22 protein-coding genes are annotated in these 24363 nt (G+C 62.1%); 15 read left to right on the plus strand and 7 right to left on the minus strand.

Translation table 11 applies throughout. The features are described from left to right. Window positions 1-7 precede the first annotated feature (7 nt). Entirely contained in the window at window positions 8-172 is a 165-nt protein-coding gene (locus C453_RS20915; protein WP_309138735.1) for an HVO_2901 family zinc finger protein, read from the minus strand. 238 nt (window positions 173-410) lie between these two features. After that, entirely contained in the window at window positions 411-1820 is a 1410-nt protein-coding gene (locus tag C453_RS12995; protein ID WP_008325068.1) for a class II fumarate hydratase, read from the minus strand. 244 nt (window positions 1821-2064) lie between these two features. On the opposite strand from C453_RS12995, the gene C453_RS13000 reads away from it, so the two are divergent. From C453_RS13000 to C453_RS13015, 4 genes are all read left to right on the plus strand, one after another. After that, a complete protein-coding gene (locus tag C453_RS13000; protein ID WP_008325069.1) occupies window positions 2065-3438 on the plus strand; it encodes an ABC transporter substrate-binding protein in 1374 nt (457 codons plus the stop codon). A gap of 27 nt (window positions 3439-3465) precedes the next feature. Continuing rightward, on the plus strand, window positions 3466-4518 hold the full coding sequence (locus C453_RS13005; RefSeq protein WP_008325070.1) for a carbohydrate ABC transporter permease: 1053 nt from the start codon (window positions 3466-3468) through the stop codon (window positions 4516-4518). Next, window positions 4515-5474: a carbohydrate ABC transporter permease gene (locus C453_RS13010; RefSeq protein ID WP_008325071.1), complete on the plus strand. Its 960-nt coding sequence runs from the start codon at window positions 4515-4517 to the stop codon at window positions 5472-5474. Before C453_RS13005 ends, C453_RS13010 begins: the two co-directional genes overlap by 4 nt. A gap of 63 nt (window positions 5475-5537) precedes the next feature. Next, window positions 5538-6677, plus strand: coding sequence for an ABC transporter ATP-binding protein (locus tag C453_RS13015; RefSeq protein ID WP_008325072.1), 1140 nt, complete (start codon window positions 5538-5540; stop codon window positions 6675-6677). A gap of 41 nt (window positions 6678-6718) precedes the next feature. Here C453_RS13015 and C453_RS13020 read toward each other — a convergent pair whose 3' ends face one another. Beyond that, window positions 6719-6982: a hypothetical protein gene (locus tag C453_RS13020; RefSeq protein WP_241430766.1), complete on the minus strand. Its 264-nt coding sequence runs from the start codon at window positions 6980-6982 to the stop codon at window positions 6719-6721. Between the two features lie 69 nt (window positions 6983-7051). Continuing rightward, window positions 7052-7315 carry a BolA family protein gene (locus tag C453_RS13025; RefSeq protein ID WP_008325074.1) on the minus strand — a complete coding sequence of 88 codons (264 nt, stop codon included), beginning with the start codon at window positions 7313-7315 and terminating at the stop codon, window positions 7052-7054. Window positions 7316-7541: 226 nt separating this feature from the next. On the opposite strand from C453_RS13025, the gene C453_RS13030 reads away from it, so the two are divergent. The 3 genes from C453_RS13030 to C453_RS13040 all read left to right on the plus strand — a co-directional run bounded on the left by C453_RS13030 (window position 7542) and on the right by C453_RS13040 (window position 11871). Next, window positions 7542-9833 carry a methyl-accepting chemotaxis protein gene (locus C453_RS13030; RefSeq protein WP_008325075.1) on the plus strand — a complete coding sequence of 764 codons (2292 nt, stop codon included), beginning with the start codon at window positions 7542-7544 and terminating at the stop codon, window positions 9831-9833. 111 nt (window positions 9834-9944) lie between these two features. Then, window positions 9945-10376, plus strand: a complete 432-nt coding sequence (locus tag C453_RS13035; protein ID WP_008325076.1) for a hypothetical protein — start codon at window positions 9945-9947, stop codon at window positions 10374-10376. Window positions 10377-10590: 214 nt separating this feature from the next. Next, window positions 10591-11871 (plus strand): RNA-guided endonuclease InsQ/TnpB family protein, encoded by a 1281-nt coding sequence (locus C453_RS13040; protein WP_008325077.1) that lies wholly within the window; start codon window positions 10591-10593, stop codon window positions 11869-11871. Between the two features lie 55 nt (window positions 11872-11926). On the opposite strand, the gene C453_RS13045 is transcribed toward C453_RS13040, so the two are convergent. Next, the gene (locus C453_RS13045; RefSeq protein ID WP_008325078.1) at window positions 11927-12250 is read right to left on the minus strand and encodes a hypothetical protein; all 324 of its coding nucleotides are present in this window, start codon (window positions 12248-12250) and stop codon (window positions 11927-11929) included. Between the two features lie 179 nt (window positions 12251-12429). On the opposite strand from C453_RS13045, the gene C453_RS13050 reads away from it, so the two are divergent. From C453_RS13050 to C453_RS13060, 3 genes are all read left to right on the plus strand, one after another. Continuing rightward, complete coding sequence (locus C453_RS13050) at window positions 12430-13446, plus strand: hypothetical protein (protein ID WP_008325079.1); 1017 nt, start codon at window positions 12430-12432, stop codon at window positions 13444-13446. 74 nt (window positions 13447-13520) lie between these two features. Continuing rightward, on the plus strand, window positions 13521-14438 hold the full coding sequence (locus C453_RS13055) for an HhH-GPD family protein (protein ID WP_008325080.1): 918 nt from the start codon (window positions 13521-13523) through the stop codon (window positions 14436-14438). A gap of 138 nt (window positions 14439-14576) precedes the next feature. Beyond that, window positions 14577-16046 carry a PAS domain-containing sensor histidine kinase gene (locus tag C453_RS13060; RefSeq protein WP_008325081.1) on the plus strand — a complete coding sequence of 490 codons (1470 nt, stop codon included), beginning with the start codon at window positions 14577-14579 and terminating at the stop codon, window positions 16044-16046. Between the two features lie 161 nt (window positions 16047-16207). On the opposite strand, the gene C453_RS13065 is transcribed toward C453_RS13060, so the two are convergent. Continuing rightward, on the minus strand, window positions 16208-16549 hold the full coding sequence (locus tag C453_RS13065; RefSeq protein ID WP_008325082.1) for a DsrE family protein: 342 nt from the start codon (window positions 16547-16549) through the stop codon (window positions 16208-16210). Between the two features lie 97 nt (window positions 16550-16646). On the opposite strand from C453_RS13065, the gene C453_RS13070 reads away from it, so the two are divergent. Beyond that, on the plus strand, window positions 16647-17225 hold the full coding sequence (locus C453_RS13070; protein WP_008325091.1) for an NADPH-dependent FMN reductase: 579 nt from the start codon (window positions 16647-16649) through the stop codon (window positions 17223-17225). Window positions 17226-17306: 81 nt separating this feature from the next. Here the strand turns inward: C453_RS13070 and C453_RS13075 are convergent, their stop codons facing one another. Further along, a complete protein-coding gene (locus tag C453_RS13075; RefSeq protein ID WP_008325092.1) occupies window positions 17307-18671 on the minus strand; it encodes a SipW-dependent-type signal peptide-containing protein in 1365 nt (454 codons plus the stop codon). A gap of 248 nt (window positions 18672-18919) precedes the next feature. Between C453_RS13075 and C453_RS13080 the strand changes: the two genes are divergently transcribed. The 4 genes from C453_RS13080 (at window position 18920) to C453_RS13095 (ending at window position 24195) form a co-directional block, all read left to right on the plus strand. Continuing rightward, complete coding sequence (locus C453_RS13080) at window positions 18920-19507, plus strand: thymidine kinase (RefSeq protein ID WP_008325093.1); 588 nt, start codon at window positions 18920-18922, stop codon at window positions 19505-19507. A gap of 83 nt (window positions 19508-19590) precedes the next feature. Beyond that, window positions 19591-20118, plus strand: a complete 528-nt coding sequence (locus tag C453_RS13085) for a YIP1 family protein (RefSeq protein ID WP_193788069.1) — start codon at window positions 19591-19593, stop codon at window positions 20116-20118. A gap of 99 nt (window positions 20119-20217) precedes the next feature. Then, on the plus strand, window positions 20218-22404 hold the full coding sequence (locus tag C453_RS13090) for a DHH family phosphoesterase (protein ID WP_008325095.1): 2187 nt from the start codon (window positions 20218-20220) through the stop codon (window positions 22402-22404). 132 nt (window positions 22405-22536) lie between these two features. Next, window positions 22537-24195 (plus strand): tRNA uridine(34) 5-carboxymethylaminomethyl modification radical SAM/GNAT enzyme Elp3, encoded by a 1659-nt coding sequence (locus tag C453_RS13095; protein ID WP_008325096.1) that lies wholly within the window; start codon window positions 22537-22539, stop codon window positions 24193-24195. The last annotated feature ends 168 nt before the right edge of the window (window positions 24196-24363 follow it).

Below are 24363 nucleotides of genomic sequence, written 5' to 3' on the forward strand. Positions count from 1 at the left end.
TCTGCCGTCAGAGACGGCGAAGTCCCTGACCTATGCCCTCGACTTGCTCACACTCTGGGCAAATATATGTCCAACCATCGTTTGTCGCTCTCCCCTCCGCGAAGACGGCCCCACAACCTCGACATTCCAACATGTCTCGCCCATGGGCCCGCTGCTGTTGCAGTCCGGGCATATCTCTATAGACGTAGAATTAAGGCTTGAAAATACCGATTTCCGCGATTTCCTGTGAAAATCTTGTTCGATGACGATTGTCACGGCAGCGCTGTGTAGTGATTGTTGGCCAAATACAGAGTAAATCTAACGTCGTTCAGATTCGTATTTGTCCTCTACTCCAGGCATGCTAACCACTAACATAGTGGTTTATGGCGTTCCTAAAATATCAAAAAGTTAGAATTTAATCTATTGAGTTCTCAGTCGTCGCCGAGAATACCCGGGTGGGTCATCTTCTCGGGGTCGAGAACCTCGTCGGCTTCCGCTTCCGTGAGGTAGCCTTCGTCGATGGCGACCTGTCGGACCGTCTTGCCTTCGGCGAGTGCCCGTTTCGCGACCTTAGAGGCCTTGTCGTAGCCGATAGCCGGGTTGAGGGCCGTCGCGAGCGCCATGGACTGTTCGACCTGCTCTGCGCAGTGTTCCTCGTTGGCTTCGAGTTTGGCGACGAAGCGCTCGGCGAACACTTCCGAGGAGTTCGCGAGGAGTTTCGCCGATTCGAGGAAGTTGTGCGCGAGCACGGGCTTGTAGAGGTTAAGGTCGATTTGACCCTCGGCAGCACCGGCGGCGACGGCGGCGTCGTTGCCGACGACCTGCTTGTGGACCTGATTGACCGCTTCGGCGACGACCGGGTTGATTTTGCCGGGCATGATGGACGACCCGGGCTGGTTTTCCGGCTGTTCGAGTTCGCCGAGACCGTTGCGTGGGCCGGAGGCGAGCAGGCGGAGGTCGTTGGCAATCTTGTTGAGCGAGCCAGCGACAGTGCGGAGTGCACCGTGTGCCTCGGACATCGCGTCGTGTGCGGCCTGCGCCTCGAAGTGGTTGTCGGCTTCGCGGAACTCGACGCCGGTCTCTTCGGACATGTACTCAGCCGCCTTCGCGGGGAACTCGGGGTGCGTGTTCAGTCCCGTCCCGACGGCGGTGCCGCCGAGTGCGAGTTCGCCGAGGTGGTCGCGGACGTTCTTCACGCGCTTGATACCCTTCTCGACCTGCGTGCGGTAGCCGCCGAACTCCTGTCCGAGACGGACGGGAGTCGCGTCCTGCAGGTGCGTGCGGCCGGTCTTGACGACGCCGTCGAACTCGTCTTCCTTGTCGGCGAGCGCGTCGGCGAGCGTCTCCAGTGCGGGGATGAGGTCTTTCTCGACCGCTTCGAGCGCCGAGACGTGCATCGCGGTCGGGATGACGTCGTTCGAAGACTGGCCGAAGTTGACGTGGTCGTTCGGGTGGACGGCGCGGTCGCCGATTTCCTTGCCCATGATTTCGGCGGCGCGGTTGGCGATGACCTCGTTTACGTTCATGTTCGACGAGGTGCCCGAGCCGGTCTGGAAGACGTCGACCGGGAACTGGTCGTCGAGTTCGCCCGCGATGACTTCGTCGGCGGCAGCGACGACCGCCTCGGCGACGTCCTCGTCGATCATGCCGAGGTCACGGTTCGCCTGCGCGGCGGCCTTCTTGACGACGCCCAGTGCGCGCACGAAGCGTCGCCCGAACGTGATTCCCGAGATGGGGAAGTTCTCGACCGCGCGCTGGGTCTGTGCGCCCCAGTACGCGTCGACCGGTACCTCCATCTCCCCGAGACTGTCCTGCTCGATACGGAACTCGTCGTTACCCATGCGTGGGCGGTCTGCGCGGCGTCAGGTAAAATCCATTGGTCTGTGCCGTTCGTTCACACGAAATCTGAGAATTTACTAATATCTGAATAATTATTTATTCTTGGTGTATCTTGGCGCTGTCTGACGGTTTCACTGACTAATATTAATTACTCATGAAAATTTACTCAGTTCCGAATTACAAATTAGAAAGATTTAAGTAGCCGAATCTAAACCGTATGTGTAGAGCTGTCACGGTTCAAAAATCATGACTGATACACCAGACACAGACGGACTCTCTCGACGCACGTATCTGAAAGTAGCAGGAGGAGCGGGCAGTGCAGCGCTTCTGGCCGGGTGTACCGGCGGTGGAAACGACGATTCGGACGCCGAGGCAACCGATTCGGACGGCGGAAGTTCCGGTGACTCGGAGACGACAGAAAGCGGCGGCGAGGGAAGTTCCGGTGGCAACGCACTCGAAGTGCAGCACTGGTGGACCGGCGGCGACGGTGGTGCCGCCATCCAGGCGCTCTTCGAGGGCTTCAAAGAGAAGTATCCGGACATCGAAGTGACGGAGAACCCGGTGGCTGGCGGGGCCGGACAGAACCTCCACGCAGTCATCAAAAAGCGCATCCTCAACAACGACCCGCCGAGTTCGTGGCAGGCGTGGCCGGGTGCGAACCTGCAGCCGTACACGGACGCCGACAAGCTGGCCGACATCGAAGAGTCGGTGTGGGGCCACAACGACATGAAGAACGCCTACCTCGACGGGCCGAAGAAGGCAGCCAAGCCCGCAGGGGAGTTCGTCACGGTCCCCCTCAACATCCACCGGCTGAACAACCTCTTCTACAACGTCGAAGTCGTCGAAGACGCCGGTGTCGACCCAGCGAGCATCGACTCGCCGAGCGCACTCGTCGATGCCATGGCGAAAGTCGAAGAAGCCGGCTACGTCGGCATGGCCCAGCAGACGAAGTCTGCATGGTCCACCGGCCAGCTCTGGGCGCAGGTGCTCCTTGGCGAGTTCGGTGCGGACGTGTACGCCGACGTGACGGCGGGTAACGTCGAAGCGAACGCCGAGGCAGTCAAAGAGTCGCTCAAAATCGTGAAGCAGTACTCCGAGTACTACCCGAACGACGCCGGGTCCATCTCGTGGCAGGACGCCAACTCGAAGGTCATCGAGGGCGACGCGGCGTTCTTCCACCAGGGCGACTGGGCTGCGGGGATGTACCGCGGACAGGACGGCTTCGAGTACGAGACTCACTGGAACCAGGTTCCCTTCCCGGGGACGAAGGGCGTCTACGCGCTCAACATGGACTCGTTCCCCTTCCCGGCGAACAACCCGTCCCCCGAGGCGACCAAGAAGTTCCTCCGCTACGTCGGCTCCGTCGACGCGCAAAAGCGGTTCAACCCCAAGAAGGGCTCTATCCCGCCGCGCACCGACGTTCCGAAGGACGCCTTCGGTCCGTTCCTGCAGAGCCAGATGGACGACTTCGCGAACTCCGACGCCCAGCCGCTGTCGATTCAGCACGGACTCGCTGTCAGCCCCGACGCGCTCACCGGATTCGGTGACGCCATGTCGTCGTTCATCTCCGGCTACGACGTTGAGTCGGCCTACGCCGACCTGAAGGCGGCGTTCGAATAGGCGACTTCCTCCCTTTCCACTTTCATCATGTCACTCAACACCCTCAAGCGACTCCTAGGCCGCGACGGCAGCGGGGGGAGTGGGACTGGCCCTCTCCCCGACGATATCGCGTCGCTCCGGGGCGGCATCCAGTCGGCGGTGTCGTCGCTCCGCGAGAGCGAGGCGGTTCGCTCCGCGCCGTTCTGGCTCCCGCCGTTCCTGCTGATGGGCTTTTTCGTCTACGGCGCTATCGGCTGGAACGTCATCATCTCCTTTACCGACTTCGCGGGGCTGCAACTGCCGACGTACGACCCCACGGCGTTCGACCTGGAGATGTACCGTCGCGCCCTCTCTGACGGCCAGTTCTGGCTCGCGACGCGGAACACGTTCGTGCTCCTCGTCTCGTTTACGGGACTCTCGCTGGCCGGTGGCCTCGGACTCGCCATCCTCGTCGACCGGGGCATTCGCTTCGAGAACTGGTTCCGAACCATCTACCTGCTGCCGTTCAGCCTGTCGTTCGTCGTGACGGCGGTGTTCTGGCGGTGGATGTACAACTTCGATTCGGGCGTCATCAACGTCTTCCTTCGGGGAATCGGCCTCGATTTCCTCGCGTCGAAGTGGCTCGCTGGCGGCGTCGAACTGGGCGCGCTCAGTGCGATTCCGCTCGTTCCCGAGACGCTGCAGTTCAAGCTCTTCGCCGTCATCTTCGCGCTGCTCTGGCAGTTCAGCGGCTACGCGATGGTCGTGTATCTCGCTGGATTGCGGGCGATTCCCGACGACCAGTACGAGGCCGCGCGGGTCGACGGCGCATCGACGGTGCGGATGTACCGCCGGGTCATTCTCCCGCAACTTCGCGCGTCGACCGTGAGCGCCGCCGTCGTCCTGATGGTGTTCGCGCTCAAGGCGTTCGACTTCCTGTACGTGATGTTCGGGAACAACCCCGGCCCCACGGCAGACATCCTCTCGACGATGATGTACCGACAGGCGTTCGCCGCGAACGAGTGGGCCTACGGCTCTGCTATCGCCGTGGTCCTGTTCCTCGTGGCGCTGGCGGTGGTCGCACCATACCTCTACGGTGAGTACCGGCGGGGTGAACTATGAGCGTCCGCGACGACATCGCCGACCAACTCGGTGTCGACCTCGAAGGGTTCGACCCGATTCGAGTCGTCCTTTACGGGACGCTCGTCGGCCTCGTGGCGTTCTACCTCTCGCCCCTCGAATCGGGGCTGATGACCGCGCTGAAGACCGAAGCCGAGTTCGCCACGTCGCCACCGTTCGTGCCGCCGACGGCGGACGGCTTCACGCTCGAACCCTTCAGCGTCGCCATCGACACGCTCGCGTCGGCCATCCTGAACAGTATCATGCTCGCGGTTCCGGCGACGATTCTGTCGGCCCTGCTCGGGAGCTTCGCGGCCTACGGCCTCACGAACTTCGAGTGGCGCGGCCAACTCGGCGTCGTCACGCTGTTCATCGCGGGTATCTTCATCCCGTACCAGGCCGTGCTGATTCCGCTGTCGCGGCTCTGGGCTATCGTGAACACGAAGGAGTTGCTCGCGCCCATCCTCGACATCACGCTGTTCTCGGTGCAGGTGCCCGTCCTCGGAACGGTCGAACTCGCGACGCACCCGCACTACGCGAGCATCATCAACCTCATCATCACCCACGCGGCGTACGGGATTCCCATCACGACGCTCCTGTTCCGGAGCTACTACAAGAAGCTCTCGACGGAGATGCTGGAGGCGGCACGCCTCGATGGCGCGAGCGCCTTTACGGTCTACCGCCGTATCGTGCTCCCGCTTTCGACGCCGATGTTCGCGGTGACGCTCATCTACCAGTTCACGCAGATTTGGAACGACCTGCTGTTCGCGCTGGTCATCATCCCCTCGGGGTCCGGCCCCGCGGCGGTGGCGACCATCGCGCTCAACGAACTGACGGGTGGCATCATCCAGACGTTCAACACGCAGATGGCCGGTGCCTTCGTCGCCGCCCTGCCGACGTTGCTCGTCTACATCCTGTTCGGCGACAAGTTCGCCAAGGGGGTCGCAGGCGAAGCATGAACGCCGCGTCCACCCACTCCAGCGTAGCACCGCAGACGACCACCACGACACCAACACAGACCCATGGCTGACCTCACACTCGACCACGTATCGAAGTTCTTCGACGACGACGGCTCGAAGGTTGTCGCCGTCGACGACGCCTCGGTGACTATCGAAGACGGGGAATTCCTCGTCCTCGTCGGTCCCTCGGGGTGTGGCAAGTCCACGACGCTCCGAATGATTGCCGGCTTAGAGACCGTCTCCGAGGGGCAGATTCGCCTCGGCGACGACCGCATGGACAACAAACCGCCCCGCGACCGGGACATCGCGATGGTGTTCCAGTCGTACGCGCTCTACCCGCACATGTCGGTTCGGGGCAACATGCGATTCGGCCTCGAAGAATCGACCGACATGGCCGACGGCGAAATCGACTCGCTCGTCGAAGAGACCGCCGAAATGCTCGGTATTGACGACCTCCTCGGTCGCAAGCCCGGCGAACTCTCCGGCGGGCAGCAACAGCGCGTCGCCCTCGGCCGCGCCATCGTCCGCGATCCCGAAGTGTTCCTGATGGACGAGCCGCTGTCGAACCTCGACGCGAAACTCCGTTCGCAGATGCGGACGGAACTCCAGCGCCTGCAGGAAGACCTCGGCGTCACCACTGTCTACGTCACCCACGACCAGACGGAGGCGATGACGATGGGCGACCGAATCGCCATCCTCAACGACGGCGAACTCCAGCAGGTCGCCACGCCGCTGGAAGCCTACCACCGCCCGGCGAACCGCTTCGTCGCGGGCTTTATCGGCGAACCGTCGATGAACTTCTTCCAGATGGAAGTCCACGGCGACACCCTCGCCGACGACTCGTTCACCTACTCGCTGTCGCCCGAGTCGGAGGATGCCGTCTCGGGAAGCGAGCACGTGACGCTCGGTATTCGCCCGGAAGACGTGGAACTCGTCGCCGACGGCAGCGCCGACCACACCTACGAGACGACCGTGGACGTTGTCGAACCGATGGGCAACGAAAACGCCGTCTACCTCGACTTTGGCGACGAATCCCGCTTCGTCGCGACTGTCGGTGGGATGCGCCGTGTTGAGGCGGGTGAGACCGTCTACGCCCACATTCCCGAAGACGCCGTTCACCTGTTCGACGCGTCCAGCGGTGACGCACTCAAAAACCGGTCGCTGGAGTCTGTCGAGTTAGCGGAACCTGAACCGCAGGCGTAGACGCTCGGGTCGAACGCTTCTTTTCGAGGCCGGGGGCGGGTTTACGGCAAGAAGACGAGGACCATGCCAGCCATACTCAACGCTGCTGCGAGAACCGCGCCCCACACTGTCCACGTGGGAAGAGTCTCTGGCCTGCTCCCGGTCGCAAGCTGATACCCGGTCGAGACGACGAGTCCGACCCCGGCGACGACGAACAGCCCGGCACTGATGCTCATCGACCCACCACGGAGCGTTTGGAGACCGTTAACTGCGAGACTCACGCCGACGATACTCATCGCCACCTGATGCAGTACAACTCTGTCCACGAGTGACACCTGACACCCTCGTGTCAATATTCTTGTGTTCGCCCGTCCTACAGACTCACTCCTACGGACTCACTCCTCTCGTGCCTCGTACTCCTCGGGCGTGTAGGTCTTCAGTTCCATCGCGTGGATGTCCGTCGTCATGTGGTCGCCGAGGGCGTCGTAGACGAGTTGGTGCTGCTGGACCAGTGGCTTTCCTTCGAACGCGGGCGAGATGACGACGGCGGCGTAGTGGTCGTCTTCGTGATTCTCGTCGTAACTCCGCGGGCGAGAGACAGTCGCGTCGGCGTCTTCGATGTTCGACTCGATGAGTTCCTCGATGTCTGCGATATCCATACGCGTATTCGGGGCGGGCGGCGGCAAAAAGCGTCCGGGAACGTCGGTCGCGTTGCCGACCCATCGTGGCACCGAAAACGCACTCCGCCTCGTTTGTTTAGTGATATTATATGTGAGAAAATAGCGTGTGTGTTTCGAGACAGTCTATCGACCGATATGTTCCCACATTTTCGCTTTTAATAATCACAGCAGGACACTTATCGCGCCGACGCCGGTGCATCATCTCATGCAACGCTCACGTCAACTGGACCGACTGTTACCGTCGACAGTTCGGGACAGTTTTCTGCGGAAACTCGCACTCGGCTTCGCGGTGACGGTCCTCGTCGTGGCCGTCGCAGGCGGGGTGACATATCTCACAGTCTCGGACGAACTAACAGAAAACAGACAGGCAGAACTGAAGGCCACGGCCGGTCAGCAGGCCGAGCAGACTCAAAGTTGGTTCCGCGAGCGCGCCCAGTCGGCGCGGATGCTCTCGCAGTACGAAATTCTCTGGAACGGTGACCACGACGAGATATCCCAGTTCTTCACCAAAGAGCGCTCGAAACTCCCCGACGACGTCCACGCGATTCACTTCGTCAACACCGAGACGAATACGGTCGTCGCAAGTTCGTCGAAGGTCCGCCGCGGCGGCAGCGCGATTCCGAACGACGTGGACTTCGTCACCGGGTCGCTGACCGTCGGGGACCACGACCCAACCGCGACGACCGAGGTGTACGAACGCCCCGGAACCAAACTCGTCTCGTTCGTGAGCGCCGTGCCGGGCCTCGCAGACCGCGCAATCGTCGTCGAAGCCGACATCACGGGCCTCACGCAGTCGTTCGAGACGCCCGCCGAAGGGAGTTTCACGTCGCTCGTCTCGACGAACGGCGCGGTCGAAGCCGGAACTGGCTCGCTCGCGGGCGACGACTACCCGGCGTCGGAATTTGAAATCCTCGCGGCCGCCTTCGAAGGCAACCGCGGCGTGAAGACCGTCGCAGCGAACAGCGTCATCGACGAGCGCCACCTCGTCGCCTATGCCCCCGCCGGCGACCACATGGCCGTCCTCGTCCACGTCCCCACAGCGAGCGCGTACTCGCTCGGCCGAACCGTCGGGCTTCTCGTCGCCGCACTCGTCTTTGTCTCGGTCGTCACACTCGCCGGCTTGGGTGCGGTCGTCAACGCGAACACCGCAAAACCGCTCGAACAGCTCTCCGGGCGCGTCGACCGGCTCCGCGATGGCGACCTCGATGTCGACCTCCCGACGTGGCGAACCGACGAACTCGGGGCTGTCGTCGCTGGCATCGACCAACTCCGGACCGACCTCGCCGAGCAGCGCGCTGACGCCGAGGATTACGGCGAGCGAATCAGTCGCGCCGCCGACGGTGACCTTTCGGTTCGACTGCCGACCGACTCGACCAGCCAAGACATGCGCGTCGTCGCCGAATCGTACAATGAGATGATGGAGGCGGTCGAATCGACCGTGGACTCGGTCGCCGAGTTCGGTACCGAAGTCACGGCCCGCAGCAACGACGTGGCGCAGGCGACCGCCGAAGTCAGAGATGCCGCCGACCAAGTTGCGCGCTCGGTCGAGCAGATTTCGAGTGGGGCCGAAGAGCAGACCGACAACCTCGTCGCACTCTCCGGTGAGATGGACGAACTCTCGGCGTCGGTCGAGCAGGTCGCGGCCTCCGCGGGCGACCTCGCGGCGCTTTCGGCCGAGACCGCAGACCGAACCGAGACTGGTATCGACGCCGCCTCCGCCGCCCTCGACGGGATGGACGACATCCGCGACGAGACGGCCAAGACGGTCGAAGAGGTCGAAGCTCTCGACGAGCGCCTCGCCGAAATCGAATCTATCTCCGACGTTATCTCCGGTCTCGCCGAGCAGACGAACATCCTCGCACTCAACGCCTCTATCGAGGCGGCACGGGCGGGCGAAGCGGGCGAAGGCTTCGCCGTCGTCTCCGAGGAGGTCAAGCAACTCGCCGAGGAGAGCCAAGAGTACGCCGCGACGATTGCGGAACTCGTCTCTGACCTCCAAGACCAGCGGGCCGTCGTCGTCGAGCGTATCGACCAGATGCGGGAACGCGTGACCGACGAGTCCGAGGCGGTCGAAGAGGCGATTTCGTCGCTCGACGGCGTCGTCGACCGCGTCGAAGAGACACACCACAGTGTCGCCGAAATCGACAACGCGACGGACCAGCAGGCCGAAACTACACAGGAAGTACTCGGGATGGCAGACGAAGTCGCCAGCATCGGCGAGGAGACGACGAGCGAGGCCGAAAGCGTCTCCGCGGCCGTCGAAGAGCAGGCCGCCAGATTGCAAGAAGTCGCCGGGGTCGCAACCGACCTCGTCGAGAGCGCGGCCGACCTCGACGACGCGCTTGCACAGTTCGACGTGGATGCGTCGGTTGGTGGCGCCGAACTGGACGCGTCGGTCGGTGACTCCGAACTGGATGCGTCCGTCGGTGAGACAGAACGCTCGATAACTGACGAGACCGAGGAACCTGTCGACGCGCCGCCAGCGGCAGACGACTAACTCATTCCCACCACTCTCGTTTCTTGCTTCTCGCTTCTCGATTCGTCTCGCGAGCGTCGGCTTCGCTCCTCGGTACGGAGGTTTTTATTGGATGCCGCCTCAGCACGACCTGTGACAGACGGGACGACTCCGCTCTCGGCCGCACTCCACGACGCCGAGCGCGTGCTGGAGGACGAACACGACCGACTCATCACCGTCGTCGGGCAGTGCGCAGACGCCGTCGCCGCCGAGTGGGACGGCGACTCGGTGACCGACCGTGACAGCGTCGTGCCGCCGTTCGCCCGGGCACTCGATGGGTCGGGTGCGCTGTCGAGACTCCCGCGTGCGCTCGCAGACGCGGTGACTGCGGCAGGCCGACCGATGCCAGCGCCGCCCGTCGCGGCCCCGCCGTACGTGGCCGTGACTGGAGAGGGCGTCGTGTTGCGGGCGACGGTCGGCGACGAGCGACTGGTGATTCGTCTCCGAACCTTCGATGTCGTTCCGGGTGACCCGACACGCTACGTCAGACGGGATGGCGTGTCGGTCGAACTCGAAGCACACTGACGGTCGCCGTCGAAACGGTCGCCTCGTCCCCGGTGCTCGTTGGTCGGTTGCGTTGTCTCCTCGTGCAATTACGGAAGTGCGAGGAGAAAGCCCCGTCCTTTAGGGCGGGGATGAATCCGACATAATTCTCCACAACCAACGTTCGATTGCAGGGTTGGATATTCCACACTGTGTAATCCATACGTTCAAGTAACTACTCTAACATAGGTTACGTATGGCGAAACAGGCCGTCACCCGCACCTACACTGCTTCCATACGGAACCAGCAACAGGTGTCAGACGACCTTGATTCGCTCGGGTTCTCAGCCTCGAAACTCTGGAACGTCGGACGGTGGACGTGTGACCGCGTATGGTCTGAGATAGGTCACATTCCCGGTCATAACGAACTCACCTCGTACCTGAAGTCGCACGAACGCTACGATGACCTGCATTCTCAGTCAAGTCAGCAAGTCCTTCAAGAACTCGCTGAAGCGTTCAACGGCTGGTACACAAAACGACGCAACGGAGACACGAGGGCAAACCCACCGAAGTACCGCAAACACAACGACGAACACCCCCGTTCAACGGTCACGTTCAAAGCCGCCGGATTCAAACTCGACACCAAGTACGAGAGAGTCCGCCTCAGCAAAGGCTCCAACCTCAAGGACTACTGGTCGGACTTCATCCTCTGCGAGTACCAGACTCGCCCCGACGTTGACCTCTCCACCGTAGAGAGCGTCCAACAGGTTCGAGCGGTTTGGACTGGTGACGAGTGGGAACTGCACTTCGTCTGTAAGGTCGAAATCGAGGTTGCTGAATCTCCCGGTGAGAAGACCGTGGGTGTTGACCTCGGTATCAACAACTTTGCCGCGCTCGCCTACGAAGACGGTCACAGCGAACTGTACCCGCTCAACTGCTTGAAACAGGACGACTACTACTTCAGCAAGCGAATTGCTCGGTGTGACGACTCGGACTCAGAGCAAGCCAATCGGTTGAACCAGAAGAAGTCGGCTCGCCGCACTCACTACTTCCACACCCTCTCCAAGCACATCGTTGAACGGTGTGTGGGCGAGGGTGTTGGAACGATTGTGGTGGGCAACCTCTCCGGCATCCGCGAGGACGAGGAGAACGACGAGTCGGAGAATTGGGGCAAGCACGGCAACCTTGACTTGCACTCGTGGGCGTTCGACCGCTTCACCTCGATGCTTGAGTACAAAGCCGAGATGGAAGGCATCGTGGTGGAACGGGTGTCTGAGAGAGACACATCCAAATCGTGTTCGTGTTGTGGCCGGAAGCGTGACGCGAACCGTGTTGAACGCGGGTTGTACGTCTGTGATGGGTGCGGGATGGTGGCGAACGCTGACGTGAATGGTGCTGAGAACATTCGACAGAAAGTATCTCCGAGTCTCGCCTGTGATGGGGGAGATAGGAGTAACGGCTGGTTGGCACAGCCTTCGACGTACCTGTTCGATTCAGAGAGCGGATGCTTCGCACCGCGAGAACAGGCAACGTCGTAAACCACAATATCCCAACAGCGGTCGGGAATCCTCGCGCTTCAGCGCGGGGAGGATGTCAAATCTGGTAGCGACGAACGTCGTCTCGCGGTGGGGCCTGTGACTGCCCGGTCATCTCCTCGTAGGTCATCCCCGAGAGGTACTCGTCGTAGGTGACGTCGTAGCCCTGCCGGAGGTGGAAGTCCAGTTGGCCACGGTCGAGCGACGACTGAAAGAGGACGTGAATCGCTCGCCGAACGAGTTCGTCGGTGTCTTCGGGGTCGAACAGCGCGACGAGCATGGCGAGTTCGTGGCGCGTCTCACGGTCCAGCGACACGTCGAGGTCGCTGCCGAGGTCGCTGTAGGCATCTTGCACGTCGTCGGAGAGTTCGTCGAGCGTCATCGCCCGTGGATGGGGTAGTCACGGCCATACGAGTTTCGACCGAGCTGACGGCGTGCCGACACGCATTCGCGGACCGAATTTGGTAGAGAGTCGAAAGAGAGTTTGTAGTGACTTAATCCAGAGTGTGGTGAGATGTTAAAAAAGTAATATCCCCGGACAACGGCTCCTTTCACTCGACGATGACGACTCACAGCACACGACGGCGATTCCTCGTCGCGGCAGGCGTCGGCGGAGCCACGCTTCTCGCAGGATGTACCGGGACCACCGATGGCGGCAGTGGCGGCGACGGTGACGATACCATGGCCGACGAGACGACGATGGAACCGACGACCGAGATGGACTCGGGCGATGGGATGGCAACTGACCCGATGTCGGCACCGCGAGCGACGATAGACCGGTTCAGTGAGGCCGCCGGGACACTGATGGTCCGGACCGACGAGAACGGCCTGCCCGGACCCGACGAAGCAATCGACTTCGACCAGGGACCGTTTATCACGCAGGGACTCGGCCCCGACGGCTCGGTCGTTCGATACTACAACTTCGACGTCCAAACGACCACCCCTGCTCCAATCTACGTCCTCTTCCGTGAGGGCGAAGACACGCCCGTCTCCGGGCAACTCAACGTCATCGACGCGATTCCGGGTGACGAGGGCTACAACGACTTCTGGCAGGTCCACAAAGTGACCGTCCCCGACGAGTACGTTGCCAACACCGTGACTAGTCTGGCAGATATCGGTGACGCCGGATACGAGACCGAAGCGACCGAGATGCTCGTCAATTGCCCAGTCGTTCCCGACGGTTCCACGGCGTCCATGCGCTACGACGACGGCGACGCAGGGCTCGTCGAGGGCTGGTACAAAGGCGAAGTCGTCTCCTACTTCCAGTTCACTGAGGCACCGCTCAGTGTGAGCGACGGAAGCGTCCCACTCTCACCAATCTACGTCGCGTTCAACGTGAACCCCGGCGAGGACGGCGGCGGTCCCGCGTCTGGTTTCATGACCGAGGAAGGAAGCGACCAGACTCACAACGTCGTGGCCACGGTCCCGGGCGACCAAGGTTACTCCCCGCTGTGGTTCGTGAACATCTACGACAACGCCGAGTTCGGTAGCGTCTCCGACCTCGATTCGGCCACCGACGCGGAACAGCTCGCCTCCGGGGCAGCCACGGTCAACTGTCCGGTCGTCTCGGTTGAATAAGAGACAACACCGGAGCCCCCAGTCAGGCAGCCATCATCGCCACGGCTAAACGCACCCCGTCCTAAGCCGGGTCGATGAGCGACGAGGAGTCCGCACTCCCATCGGACCTCGACCGAGAGGCGGTCCGCACGGCGCTGGTCGAGTGGTACGAAGACGACCACCGCGACTTCCCGTGGCGGCGGACCGAAGACGCTTACGAGATTCTCGTCTCGGAGGTGATGAGCCAGCAGACGCAACTCGGCCGCGTGGTCGAGGCGTGGGAGGCATTCCTCGACGAGTGGCCGACGGTACAGGACCTCGCAGCGACCGACCGCGCCGACGTGGTCGCGTTCTGGACGAGTCACAGCCTTGGCTACAACAACCGTGCGAAATACCTTCACGAGGCGGCCCAACAGGTCCGAGACGACTACGACGGCGCGTTTCCAGAGTCGCCCGACGAACTCTCCGAACTCATGGGTGTCGGCCCGTACACCGCCAACGCAGTCGCTTCGTTCGCGTTCAACAACGGGGATGCTGTCGTGGATACCAACGTCAAACGCGTGCTTCACCGCGCGTTTGCAGTCCCGGACGACGACTCGGTGTTCGAGGTGGCTGCCACAGAACTGATGCCCGATGGGAAATCGAGAGTCTGGAACAACGCCATCATGGAACTCGGTGGCGTCGCCTGCGGGAAGACGCCGACATGCGATGAATCGGGCTGCCCGTGGCGACGCTTCTGTCACGCCTACGAGACGGGCGACTTCACCGCGCCCGACGTGCCGACTCAGCCGAGTTTCGAAGGAAGTAGACGCCAGTTCCGCGGGCGAGTCGTCCGCGTTCTCGGCGAGTACGACGAGTTGACGCTGGACGAACTCGGGCCGCGTGTCCGAGTCGACTACGGCGGCGACCACGGACGCGACTGGCTTCGGGGACTTCTCGAAGACCTCTCGGACGACGGCCTCGTGGACTTCGAAGACGGCGACAGTGGAGCCGTCGCATCACTGAAGCGGTAATTGCTGTTCAGTTTCCTTCTGGTCGGTTACGATTCGAGTTCGGGGGAGTCGGGAAGGAGTCTCACCGTTTCTGAGTAGCGGCGGTTGCAACTAATTTTTGACAACCAGATTGAATACGGTCACTGACAACTTATTAATATGGACCCATTCGGTGACGGAGCGCTCGACAATCAGTGGGAAGACGAACTCTCGATTGTCGAATATGCGCTACAGATTACTGACACCGTCATCTGGGTGTGGGACCTCGAATCGGACGCTATCTCCCTGTACCCTCCGTCACAGACGACGTTCGGAGATATCAGTGATTTCACCGAGCTTCTTCGCCACATCCATTCCGCAGACCAGTCTGAGGTCATCGGTGCGTTAGAGACGGCACTCGGAGAGACGGGAACCTACTTGACCGAATTTCGCCTCGTCAGGGACGAAGTTTGTTGGGTTCGGGCGAAGGGAGTCGTCGAATACGACGATTCTGGGACGCCAACACGAGTGGTTGGTGTCAGTAAGGACGTGACCGACCGAGTGCAGCGAGAGCAAGCGTTCACCCGTCTCGGCGAACACGTCGAAGAAGCGGAGACGATTTCCGATATCGGTGGGTGGGAACTGGACCTCGAAACGAACGAACTACTCTGGACTGACGGGGCGCGGCGGATACACGATGTTCCCCCCGAATACGAACCGTCACTGAGCGAGGCGCTCGAGTTTTACCATCCGAACGACAGACCGATTCTTGAACAGGCAATCGAGGACTGCCGAGAGTATGGAGAACCGTACAACGTCGAAATTCGGTTGATTACTGCCGAGGGACGCGAGCGCTGGGTCAACTGCCGAGGGGAACGAACCCAACGCGGAGACAGCAAGATTCTCCGAGGTGTGATTCGCGACGTCACCGAGTGGAAGATTCGCGACCAACGCCTCATGGTGTTGAATCGCATCCTCAGACACAACATTCGGAATTCACTCGGGGTCGTGATGGGGAACGCCGATTTACTTCGCGAGGACCTCGACACGCTCGAACAGAACGACGAACTCCCAGTCGAGGAGGTGCCGTTCTCCGTCGCCGAGGCACAGTCTCGCGCGTCGAAGATTAAACGAAACGCGGAACAGCTGGCCGAGATTGCAGAGCGAGCACGTCGGTTGAGTCGCATCCTCGAACGTAATCCGCCCATGAATGACGTGCCAGTATGGCCCTTGGTAAATCGGGTTGCTTCGGCGTTCGAAGCCCAGTACCCGACTGCGTCGGTTCGGGTCGAGGGACGTGACGTTAGCGTTCGTGGGGACACAGAGTCACTCAAACTGGCACTCAACGAACTCCTCGAAAACGCAATACACCACACCCAAAAGCCGTGCCAAGACGTTGGAATCACGATTTCGAAAGAGACGGCAGACCGCGTCGAAATCACCGTGGCAGACACTGGGCCGGGGATACCCACCGTAGAACAGGAGGTCCTCGAGAAAGGCTTCGAGGAGCCGTTGATGCACGGCCACGGAATGGGTCTTTGGATGGTCAACTGGTTGCTCGTGAGATTGGGCGGGAGTATCTCCATCGAAGAGAACGACCCGACGGGAACCGTCGTGACGCTCACACTTCCGGCGGCACCGAGTAGTTGAGAAGCCAACTGCTAACGCCGTACCCTGGGTGCAACCCAGTCGTAATCAAAGCGTAACCTAAACGAAACCCGCTTGTAACTTGCTTGTAACCCGGTTATAACCCAATTGTAACTCGCTTGCAGTCCACTGATGTCTCACCTGCGACCTCGTCGTAACCTGACCTACGGGACCTTCAGATACGCGTCACCCGCCGCTTGTCGCGTTGCGAGTTCACCGACGCCCGATGGAACGACGACCACGTCGTCCACAACCGACGCCGAGTCGATATCTCGATTCTGAAGCGAGTTCCGACAGACACAACAGCGAACACCGTCTTCGAGCAGTCCCTCGACTCTATCGCGGACGGGCGTTCCCTCGACGAGGAGGTGAACTGCGTCGCCGTTCGCGACGAACGTGACGGTCTCTGTCTCGACTGTCTCGTCGGCGAGGAGGTTCTGCGCGTTCGAGAGCGCGTGTTTCCAGTCGTGGACGTCGCCGCTGGACACGTGAAAAATGACGTTCATAGGCTCCATTCGTCGGCCAGCGGCGTCTCTGTTGCGCCCGTGCGGTGATGCGCCACATGCCGACGCCGTTTTTATCCCGCCACTGCTGGCACATAGTATGACGCAGACACACGTGGTCGCCATCGCTGGCAGCCTCCGAGACCACAGTTACACTCGTTTCGCCCTCCAGTACGCCCTCGACGGTGCCGAATCCGCGGGTGCGACGACCGAACTCGTGGATCTCCGCGAGTTCGACCTCCCGCCGCTGAACGCCGACCTCGACGAGCAGGGCGACTCGGCCGAACTCATTCGCATCGTCGACGAGGCGGACGCCGTCATCCTCGGCACGCCCGTCTACCACGGGTCGTACTCCGGCGTCCTCAAGAACGCCCTCGACTACTGCGGATTCGACGAATTCAGTGAGAAGACCGTCGGCGTCCTCGCCGTCGCCGGGGGGTCGTTCCCGGTCACGGCGCTCGAACATCTGCGTTCTGTCTGCCGCGCGCTGAACGCGTGGGTGCTCCCGCACCAAGCCGCCGTCCCGCGCGTCTCGTCGGCGTTCGACGGCGACGAACTCCTCGACGAGAACCTCGTCGAGCGCGTCGAGCGACTGGGTCGTGACGCGGTCAACTACGCGAACATCGAACCCGAGCCAGCGACGTTCGAGAGCACGGAAAACGTCGGCGGCGACGACTAACACTGAGCGCTGGCAGCGGCGACTAACACTGAGAACGTCGGCAGCGACGACGAAAAAGAAGCGACAGGGCGCAGACGAGGACTATCCCTGCACGTCGGTGCCGTCACCGAAGAAGGTGTTGTCGTTGCGGAGCGTCGTGTTGTTGTAGGTCGAATTACCGTCGCGGATGCCCACGCCGCCCGCGGGAACCTCGAACAGGTTGTCTTCGATTGTCGTACTCGACCCGAAGAGTTCGAGCTGGGCGTACGGCGCGCCGGAGATGTCCGTCAGGAACATGTTCCGAGCGATTTCGCCGCCGTCGGCCTCGAAGCCCATCGTAAGCTTGCTCGTGCTGTCGATTTCGCCGCCGAAGTAGTTGTCGACGAACGTGATGTTCTGACTCTGTGTTCCGCCGGATGCGGCACCGTTGATGTAGGCCATGAGGCTCGGTGCGCCGTCGAAGACGTTCCTCGAAACCTCGATATCGCTGTAGTCGCCGGGTTGGAGCGTCCCGAGGTTGTTGCCACCGTTCCCGATGAGGCGGTTACAGATGATGGAGATGTCGGACAGCGTCGCCGCAATGTCCAGTGCACCCTGCGTCGAGGACAGTCCGTCGATGGTGAACCCTTCGACCGTCACGTCAGAACTCGTGACGTTGACAACGACGTTCGGGGCCCCACCCGGTTCGGTGCTCCCGTCGCCGACGATTTTCGTGTACTCAGCGCCGTTCTTCGAGAGGAGTGTGAGCGGCTTGTCGATGACGAGGTCGCCAGTGTACGTCCCGTTCCGCACCTCGATGACGTCGCCCGAAGACGCGGCGTCGATGGCCGCCTGAATCGAATCACCGCTCGTGACGACGGTGTCTGCACTCCAGACTGGCCGCTCTTCGATATCGACGATGACGTCGAACTCGGCTCTGTCGCCTTGGGCGTCGTTGCCGAGGTCGGGCACCATCCAGTCGATGTACATGGTTGCGGTGGAACCGGCACGGAGGATGCTGCCAGTCATCCGCGAGAGGTCGTCGAGCACCGACAGTGGTGCCGGGCCGACCCCCGGAACCTTCACGCCGTTTTGTATCACACCGACTTCGACCCAGACGTACTGGTCGAGTTCTCCGGGGTTGCTCGTATCTCCCGACTCCGACTCGGGATTCGCACCTTCGAAGTTCTCGACGTTCTCGATGCCAAAGCCGAGTTTCCCGTGTGTCGACCCGGTATTGCTCAGCGTGGCCGTTCCGCTTCCAGAGGACCCGGAGCCAGCCGAACTGATGTTGATAGTCTCCGAGACACTGTTTTGGCCGTCGACCTTCAGGTTCAGCGTGCCGGCCGTAATCGTGTTGTCGGCACTGGATTCTGTGTCACTCAGCAACGCGTACGTTCCTGTCCCGAGCGCACCTGCCGCGAGCCCGATGCCCGCCATCCCACCGAGGAGGGTCCGCCGAGAGAGGGTGATGTTGTCGTCTGTCATTGTTGTACTCCATCGCGGCGCTCATCTCGGCAACCGCGACCGTGTGTTCCGTGACCGTGTCACCGGATTGTTATGAACTGGAAGAATTTCACAAATCCTCAGGTAACGTTCGAGTAGGTGTCTGCAAACTTCAGCGCCGGACGAACGACGTCACCGAGACACTGTCTGTGAGTTAAGCTGTTCGTACTGCGGAGACGGTCGCCACAGATGAACAATCGTTTTGACCCTCCTCGTCTCCCTGTCGTAGTATGCACGCCATCACGCAAAGCGGGTGGATCGAAGTCATCTCGGGGTCGATGTTTTCGGGGAAGACGGAGGAGTTGCTCCGACGACTCCGCCGGGCGGAAATCGCCGGACAGGAAGTCGCCGTGTTCAAGCCCGAACTTGACGACCGATACGGGGAGACGACCGTTGGGTCACACGTCGGTCGGTCGTGGGATGCGAGCGTCGTCCCGTCCGAGGGCGACGGCATCTGGGAGATTCACGAGCAACTGAACGGCGAAGACGTCGTCGCTATCGACGAGGCAAACTTCTTTTCGACCGAGTTGGTGGCTGTCTGCGAGCAGTTGGCTGCGGACGGAAAGCGCGTCCTCATTTCGGGTACAGACCAGACGTTCCGGGGCGAACCGTTCGAACCACTCCCACAGTTGATGGCGCTCGCGGAGTACGTCGACAAACTACAGGCGATTTGCACCGTTTGCGGTGAGCCCGCGACGCGCAACCAGCGACTTATCGACGGCGAACCCGCCCACGTCGACGACCCGACTATCCTCGTCGGTGCCGAGGAGTCCTACGAGGCACGGTGCCGGAACTGTCATACGCTCCGGCGGAACTAGAGGCTAGTGTGACTACTTGGGTCGAAGTCCCTGCAGAGGGACGTGAACGTGGTGTCGTCGGCCTCCTCAACGCGTGGGTCGCCGTGCTCGCCCGTCCCCGGAAGTTCTTCCAAGACGGTGTCGCACCCGGCGACCAAGCCCCGGGACTGGTCTTTGCGATTGCCGTCGCGCTCGTCTATCAGGGACTGCAGTTCGTGCTCTCCCCGTCGACGATTCCGGCCATCGAGGGTGGGGCCGCCGTCTCGGCTATCGTCGCACTCCTCGTCGTCGCGCTCTTCGTCGCACCGCTGCTTCTCCACCTCACCGCGGCCATTCAGACGGCGCTTCTCATTCCACTTCTCTCTCGCCGGGCGGGTGTGAGCGAGACGGTACAGGTCATCGCCTACGCTGCCGCACCCTGCGCGCTGGCGGGAATCCCAGTTCCGGCCGTGCAGACAGTATGTGCACTCTACGGTGCGGGGCTTCTCGCGATTGGTATCAGTGTGGTACACCAAACGTCGCTTTCGAAGGCACTTCTCGCAACTGCTGTCCCGTCCGGCGTGGTGTTTGGATACGCGTTCGGCGGGTTTCGGGCACTTTCAGCCCTTCTCGACGGCGTTTTGGTCCTCTGAACGTCTCGATTCGCTCTTCGAACGACCCGGATACGCGCGTATGTATCTCCCGAGCGTTTTTCGACAATCGTTTTAGTAAGGGGTTGTTTGCTCAACGCAATGGATTGGATTACGCACGAGGAGGACGTCTGGTTCGAGTTCCGGGGCAATAGCCCCCACCAGCTCGTCCCCGGTCGATTTTACAAAGGCACCGTCGACGGCTACGCCGACTTCGGTGTCTTCGTCGACCTCGCAGCCAATGTCACTGGTTTACTGCACCGTAGCGAACTCGACCGCCGCCTCGAAACGCTCGATTGGGAGCCCGGCGACGACGTGTTCGTTCAGGTGAAGAACGTCCGCGACAACGGTAACGTCGACCTCGCGTGGTCGATTCGCGAGACCGAGTCTGAGTTCCGCGGCGCTCGCATCCACGACCCCGACGGCGACGCCGACGGCCAGCCCGTCGAAAGCGAGCGCGACGACAGCGGCCCGAAGCCCATCAAGAAGCGCCCGCAGTCGGGCAACCGGACGCGACCCGCTGGCGCAACCTCCGAAAGCAAGACGGCAACCGAATCTGAGGCGTCCGAAGCCGACGCTTCTGAAGCCGCCGAGGCCGAGACCTCCGAAACTGCCGACGTCGAAGCGGCCACCGACGATTCGACCACCGACGAACCGGTCGACGAAGACAGTACGCCCACCGCTGCTGACGTGGTCGGCACCGTCGCAGCAACCGAGACGGCCGAGCAGGAAGCAGCCACGGAAGCCGCCGAGGCCGAACCCGAAGAAGCCGAAGCAGCCGAAGTGGAACGCGAGCGCACTGTCCTCGAAGACATCGACGACCACGTCGGCGAAGACGTTCGCGTCGAAGGCGAAATCGTCAGTGTCCGCCAGACCGGCGGCCCGACCGTCTTCGAACTCCGTGACGAGACGGCTGTCGCCGACTGCGCCGCCTTCGTCGAAGCGGGCGTCCGCGCCTACCCCGAAGTCGACGTTGGCGACTTCGTCCGCATCGACGGTGAGGTCGAACGCCGCCGCGGCGAACTCCAAATCGAGACCGAAGACCTGCACGTCTTCGACGCAAACGAGGCCGAGACGGTACAGCAGCGTCTGGCTGACGCCCTCTCCGACGAGGCGCGCCCGGACGCCGTCGCACCGCTCGCGTCCCACGAACCGGTCGCCGCCGTCGGCAAGTCGCTGCTCGACGCTGCCGAAGCGATTCGCCGCGCTGTCCTCGAATCGCGCCCCATCGTCGTTCGCCATACGGCCACCGCAGACGGCTACGTCGCCGGTGCCGCCGTCGAGCGCGCCGTGCTCCCCCTCATTCGCTCGGAGCACCCACGCGACGACGCCGAGTACCACTACTTCACTCGCCGTCCGCTCGAAGAGGCCGTCTACGGCATGGACGCCGCGACGAACGACGTCTCGCGCATGCTCGAAGACCGCGACCGTCACGACGAGAAGCTCCCGCTCGTGCTCCTTCTCGGCGCGGGTTCGACGAGTGAGTCCCTCGACGGACTCGGTCTTCTCGGTGTCTACGGTGCCGAGCGCGTCGTCGTCGACGCCGCACCCGCAGACGAGGAAGTCGCAGGCGAAGTTGACGTGCTCGTCAACCCTGCCCGCGAAGGCTCCGACGCGAACGACCTCTCGGTCGGCGCACTCGCCTCGACGCTCGCCGTCGCCGTCAACGAAGACGTCCGCGACGACGTGTCGCATCTCCCCGCAGTGAGCTACTGGGAGCACTGCCCCGAGCAGTACCTCGACCTCGCCGCCGACCACGGCTTCGACGCCGACCGCGTCCGCGAACTCCGCGAAGCGGTCGCCCTCGAAGCGTACTACCAGTCGTACCAGGACAAGCGCGAACTCATCGCCGACCTGCTGTTCGACGCCGACGAGGGCCTCGCCGGACACGTCTCCGAGCAGTTCCGCATCAAGCTCGAAGACGAAGTCGAGACGGCGCAGGCGAACATCGAATTCCGCGACGTGGAGGACATCTCCGCCGCGGTCCTCGACGCCGACGCCTACAGCCACCGATTCGACTTCCCGCCGACGAGCCTCCTCGCCGACGAACTCCACCGCCGCAACCGCGAGGGTGACAAGTTCGTGACGGTCGTTCTCGGCACCGACGAACTCTACGTTCGCAGCACGGGTCATCTCAACCTCCGCGCCGTCGTCGAGGCGGCCGCCGAGAAGGCCCCCGCAGCAGGCCTCGCCGCCGCGGGCATCCGCGAAGGCCGCATCGAGTTCCTGACCGGCGCGCGCGACGAGGCGCTCGAAGCCGTCCTCGCCGCCGCTGCCGACCAGTTCTAAGCGACAATCCAGACTCCTCCTCGTTCGTTCTCGACGGAGGACCGCGACTTCGACACTCGCGAGCGACACGCTTATCCACGAAACGACCCGATTCGCGCCCATGAGCCGTCACCACGTCGCCACCCGGGAGGTGTGTCCGTGAGCGCCGAAACCGAAACCGAGTCCGAGGCGTTCGAGCGGACCTGCGAGGCGCTCGTCGAGCGTATCCTCGCGGGCGAAATCGACCGCGACGACCTCGAATCGGCGAAGCTCGACGCCTGTTCGGAACACTCCTCACCGAAGGTACCGAAGAACGCCGAGATTCTGCAATACGCTCCGAAGGACCGCCGCGAAGAGGTCAAAGAAGTCGTCCGCCGAAAGCCCGTCCGAACCGCCTCGGGCGTCTCGCCGGTCGCAATCATGACCTCGCCGCACATGTGCCCGCACGGGAAGTGTCTCTACTGTCCCGGTGGCCCCGCCAGCGAGTTCTCGTCGTCGCAGTCGTACACCGGCCACGAACCCGCGGCCGCCCGCGGCGTCCAGAACGACTACGATCCCTACGGGCAGGTCACGCTCCGTCTCGAACAACTCCGACACATCGGCCATCCGGTCGATAAGGTCGAACTCATCCTCATGGGCGGGACGATGACCGCGCGAAGCCACGACTACCAGGAGTGGTTCGTCAAGCGCGCGCTCGAAGCGATGAACGACTACAACCTCGACAAAGAGCCGGAACCCGCCGAGGACCAGTCGTTCGCGCCCGACCCGGAGGATGTCGAGTTCAAGTACGTCGAGGACGTTATCGCCGAAAACGAGACGGCCGACATTCGCAACATCGGGACGACCTTCGAGACGAAGCCCGACTGGTGTGACCCCGAGCAAATCGACCGGATGCTCGATTTGGGCGCGACGAAGGTCGAAGTCGGCGTCCAGACGACTTACGAACGCATCAACCGCGAGATGCACCGCGGCCACGGCGTCCAAGCGTCTATCGACGCCAACCGTCGCCTGCGCGATTCGGCGTTCAAGGTCGGCTTCCACATGATGCCCGGCCAGCCTGGGATGACCAAAGAGATGTGTATCGAGGACTTCCGCCAACTGTTCGAGAACTCGGACTGGCGGCCGGACTACCTCAAAATCTATCCGACGCTCGTCGTCCGCGACACCATCACCTACGACATGTGGCGGCGCGACGAGTACGACCCGCTGGACAACGAGGAGGCCGCCGAAGTCGTCTCCGAGGTCATGGGCATGATTCCGAAGTACACCCGACTCCAGCGCGTCCAGCGCGACATCCCTGCGGACTTCATCGACGCCGGTGTCTGGAAGTCCAACCTTCGGCAACTTGCCGCCCAGCGCGCCGAAGAGAAAGGCATCGTCACGCGCGACATCCGCGCCCGAGAAGTCGGGATGAACGAGGCCGACCCCGACCCAGAGCGCGTCGAACTCGACGTGATGACCTACGAGGTTGCGGGCGGGACGGAACACTTCATCTCGTTCGAGGACCCCGTCGAGGACCTCCTCATCGGCTTCTGTCGTCTTCGGTTCCCCGGCAACCCGGTTCGCCGCGAACTCCAGAACTCGGCGCTCGTCCGTGAACTCCACGTCTATGGGTCCGAGGTCGGAATTGGCGGCGAGGGCGACTGGCAGCACAAAGGCTACGGTCGCAAACTGCTCGCCCACGCCGAAGAACTCGCCCGGGACGCTGGCTTCGACAAGATTTCGGTCATCTCCGGTATCGGCGTCCGGCAGTACTACAGGCAGAAGCTTGGGTACTATCAGGACGGTCCATACGTGTCGAAGCGGCTGTAAGGTGCCGAATCGGTTGTAGAGTCGGGCGGTTTTTTCCTCCAGGTTTTGCGGGACGAGCGAAGCGAGTCACGGAAAAAGTGGGACTGGTAGCTGTTCTCTCAACTTCGATTTCAGCAGTTGTAATTCACGCCACAACCGTGAGGGGTCGGGCCTCCCCTTGTTCTCACC

Source organism: Haloferax elongans ATCC BAA-1513 (genome assembly GCF_000336755.1).
Lineage (GTDB): Archaea > Halobacteriota > Halobacteria > Halobacteriales > Haloferacaceae > Haloferax > Haloferax elongans.

Excerpts from the sequence above, each read along its gene's own strand:
- C453_RS20915 (WP_309138735.1), bottom strand. The coding sequence starts at position 172 with ATGCCCGGACTGCAACAGCAGCGGGCCCATGGGCGAGACATGTTGGAA.
- C453_RS12995 (WP_008325068.1), bottom strand. The coding sequence starts at position 1,820 with ATGGGTAACGACGAGTTCCGTATCGAGCAGGACAGTCTCGGGGAGATG.
- C453_RS13000 (WP_008325069.1), top strand. The coding sequence starts at position 2,065 with ATGACTGATACACCAGACACAGACGGACTCTCTCGACGCACGTATCTG.
- C453_RS13005 (WP_008325070.1), top strand. The coding sequence starts at position 3,466 with ATGTCACTCAACACCCTCAAGCGACTCCTAGGCCGCGACGGCAGCGGG.
- C453_RS13010 (WP_008325071.1), top strand. The coding sequence starts at position 4,515 with ATGAGCGTCCGCGACGACATCGCCGACCAACTCGGTGTCGACCTCGAA.
- C453_RS13015 (WP_008325072.1), top strand. The coding sequence starts at position 5,538 with ATGGCTGACCTCACACTCGACCACGTATCGAAGTTCTTCGACGACGAC.
- C453_RS13025 (WP_008325074.1), bottom strand. The coding sequence starts at position 7,315 with ATGGATATCGCAGACATCGAGGAACTCATCGAGTCGAACATCGAAGAC.
- C453_RS13030 (WP_008325075.1), top strand. The coding sequence starts at position 7,542 with ATGCAACGCTCACGTCAACTGGACCGACTGTTACCGTCGACAGTTCGG.
- C453_RS13040 (WP_008325077.1), top strand. The coding sequence starts at position 10,591 with ATGGCGAAACAGGCCGTCACCCGCACCTACACTGCTTCCATACGGAAC.
- C453_RS13045 (WP_008325078.1), bottom strand. The coding sequence starts at position 12,250 with ATGACGCTCGACGAACTCTCCGACGACGTGCAAGATGCCTACAGCGAC.
- C453_RS13050 (WP_008325079.1), top strand. The coding sequence starts at position 12,430 with ATGACGACTCACAGCACACGACGGCGATTCCTCGTCGCGGCAGGCGTC.
- C453_RS13055 (WP_008325080.1), top strand. The coding sequence starts at position 13,521 with ATGAGCGACGAGGAGTCCGCACTCCCATCGGACCTCGACCGAGAGGCG.
- C453_RS13060 (WP_008325081.1), top strand. The coding sequence starts at position 14,577 with ATGGACCCATTCGGTGACGGAGCGCTCGACAATCAGTGGGAAGACGAA.
- C453_RS13065 (WP_008325082.1), bottom strand. The coding sequence starts at position 16,549 with ATGAACGTCATTTTTCACGTGTCCAGCGGCGACGTCCACGACTGGAAA.
- C453_RS13070 (WP_008325091.1), top strand. The coding sequence starts at position 16,647 with ATGACGCAGACACACGTGGTCGCCATCGCTGGCAGCCTCCGAGACCAC.
- C453_RS13075 (WP_008325092.1), bottom strand. The coding sequence starts at position 18,671 with ATGACAGACGACAACATCACCCTCTCTCGGCGGACCCTCCTCGGTGGG.
- C453_RS13080 (WP_008325093.1), top strand. The coding sequence starts at position 18,920 with ATGCACGCCATCACGCAAAGCGGGTGGATCGAAGTCATCTCGGGGTCG.
- C453_RS13090 (WP_008325095.1), top strand. The coding sequence starts at position 20,218 with ATGGATTGGATTACGCACGAGGAGGACGTCTGGTTCGAGTTCCGGGGC.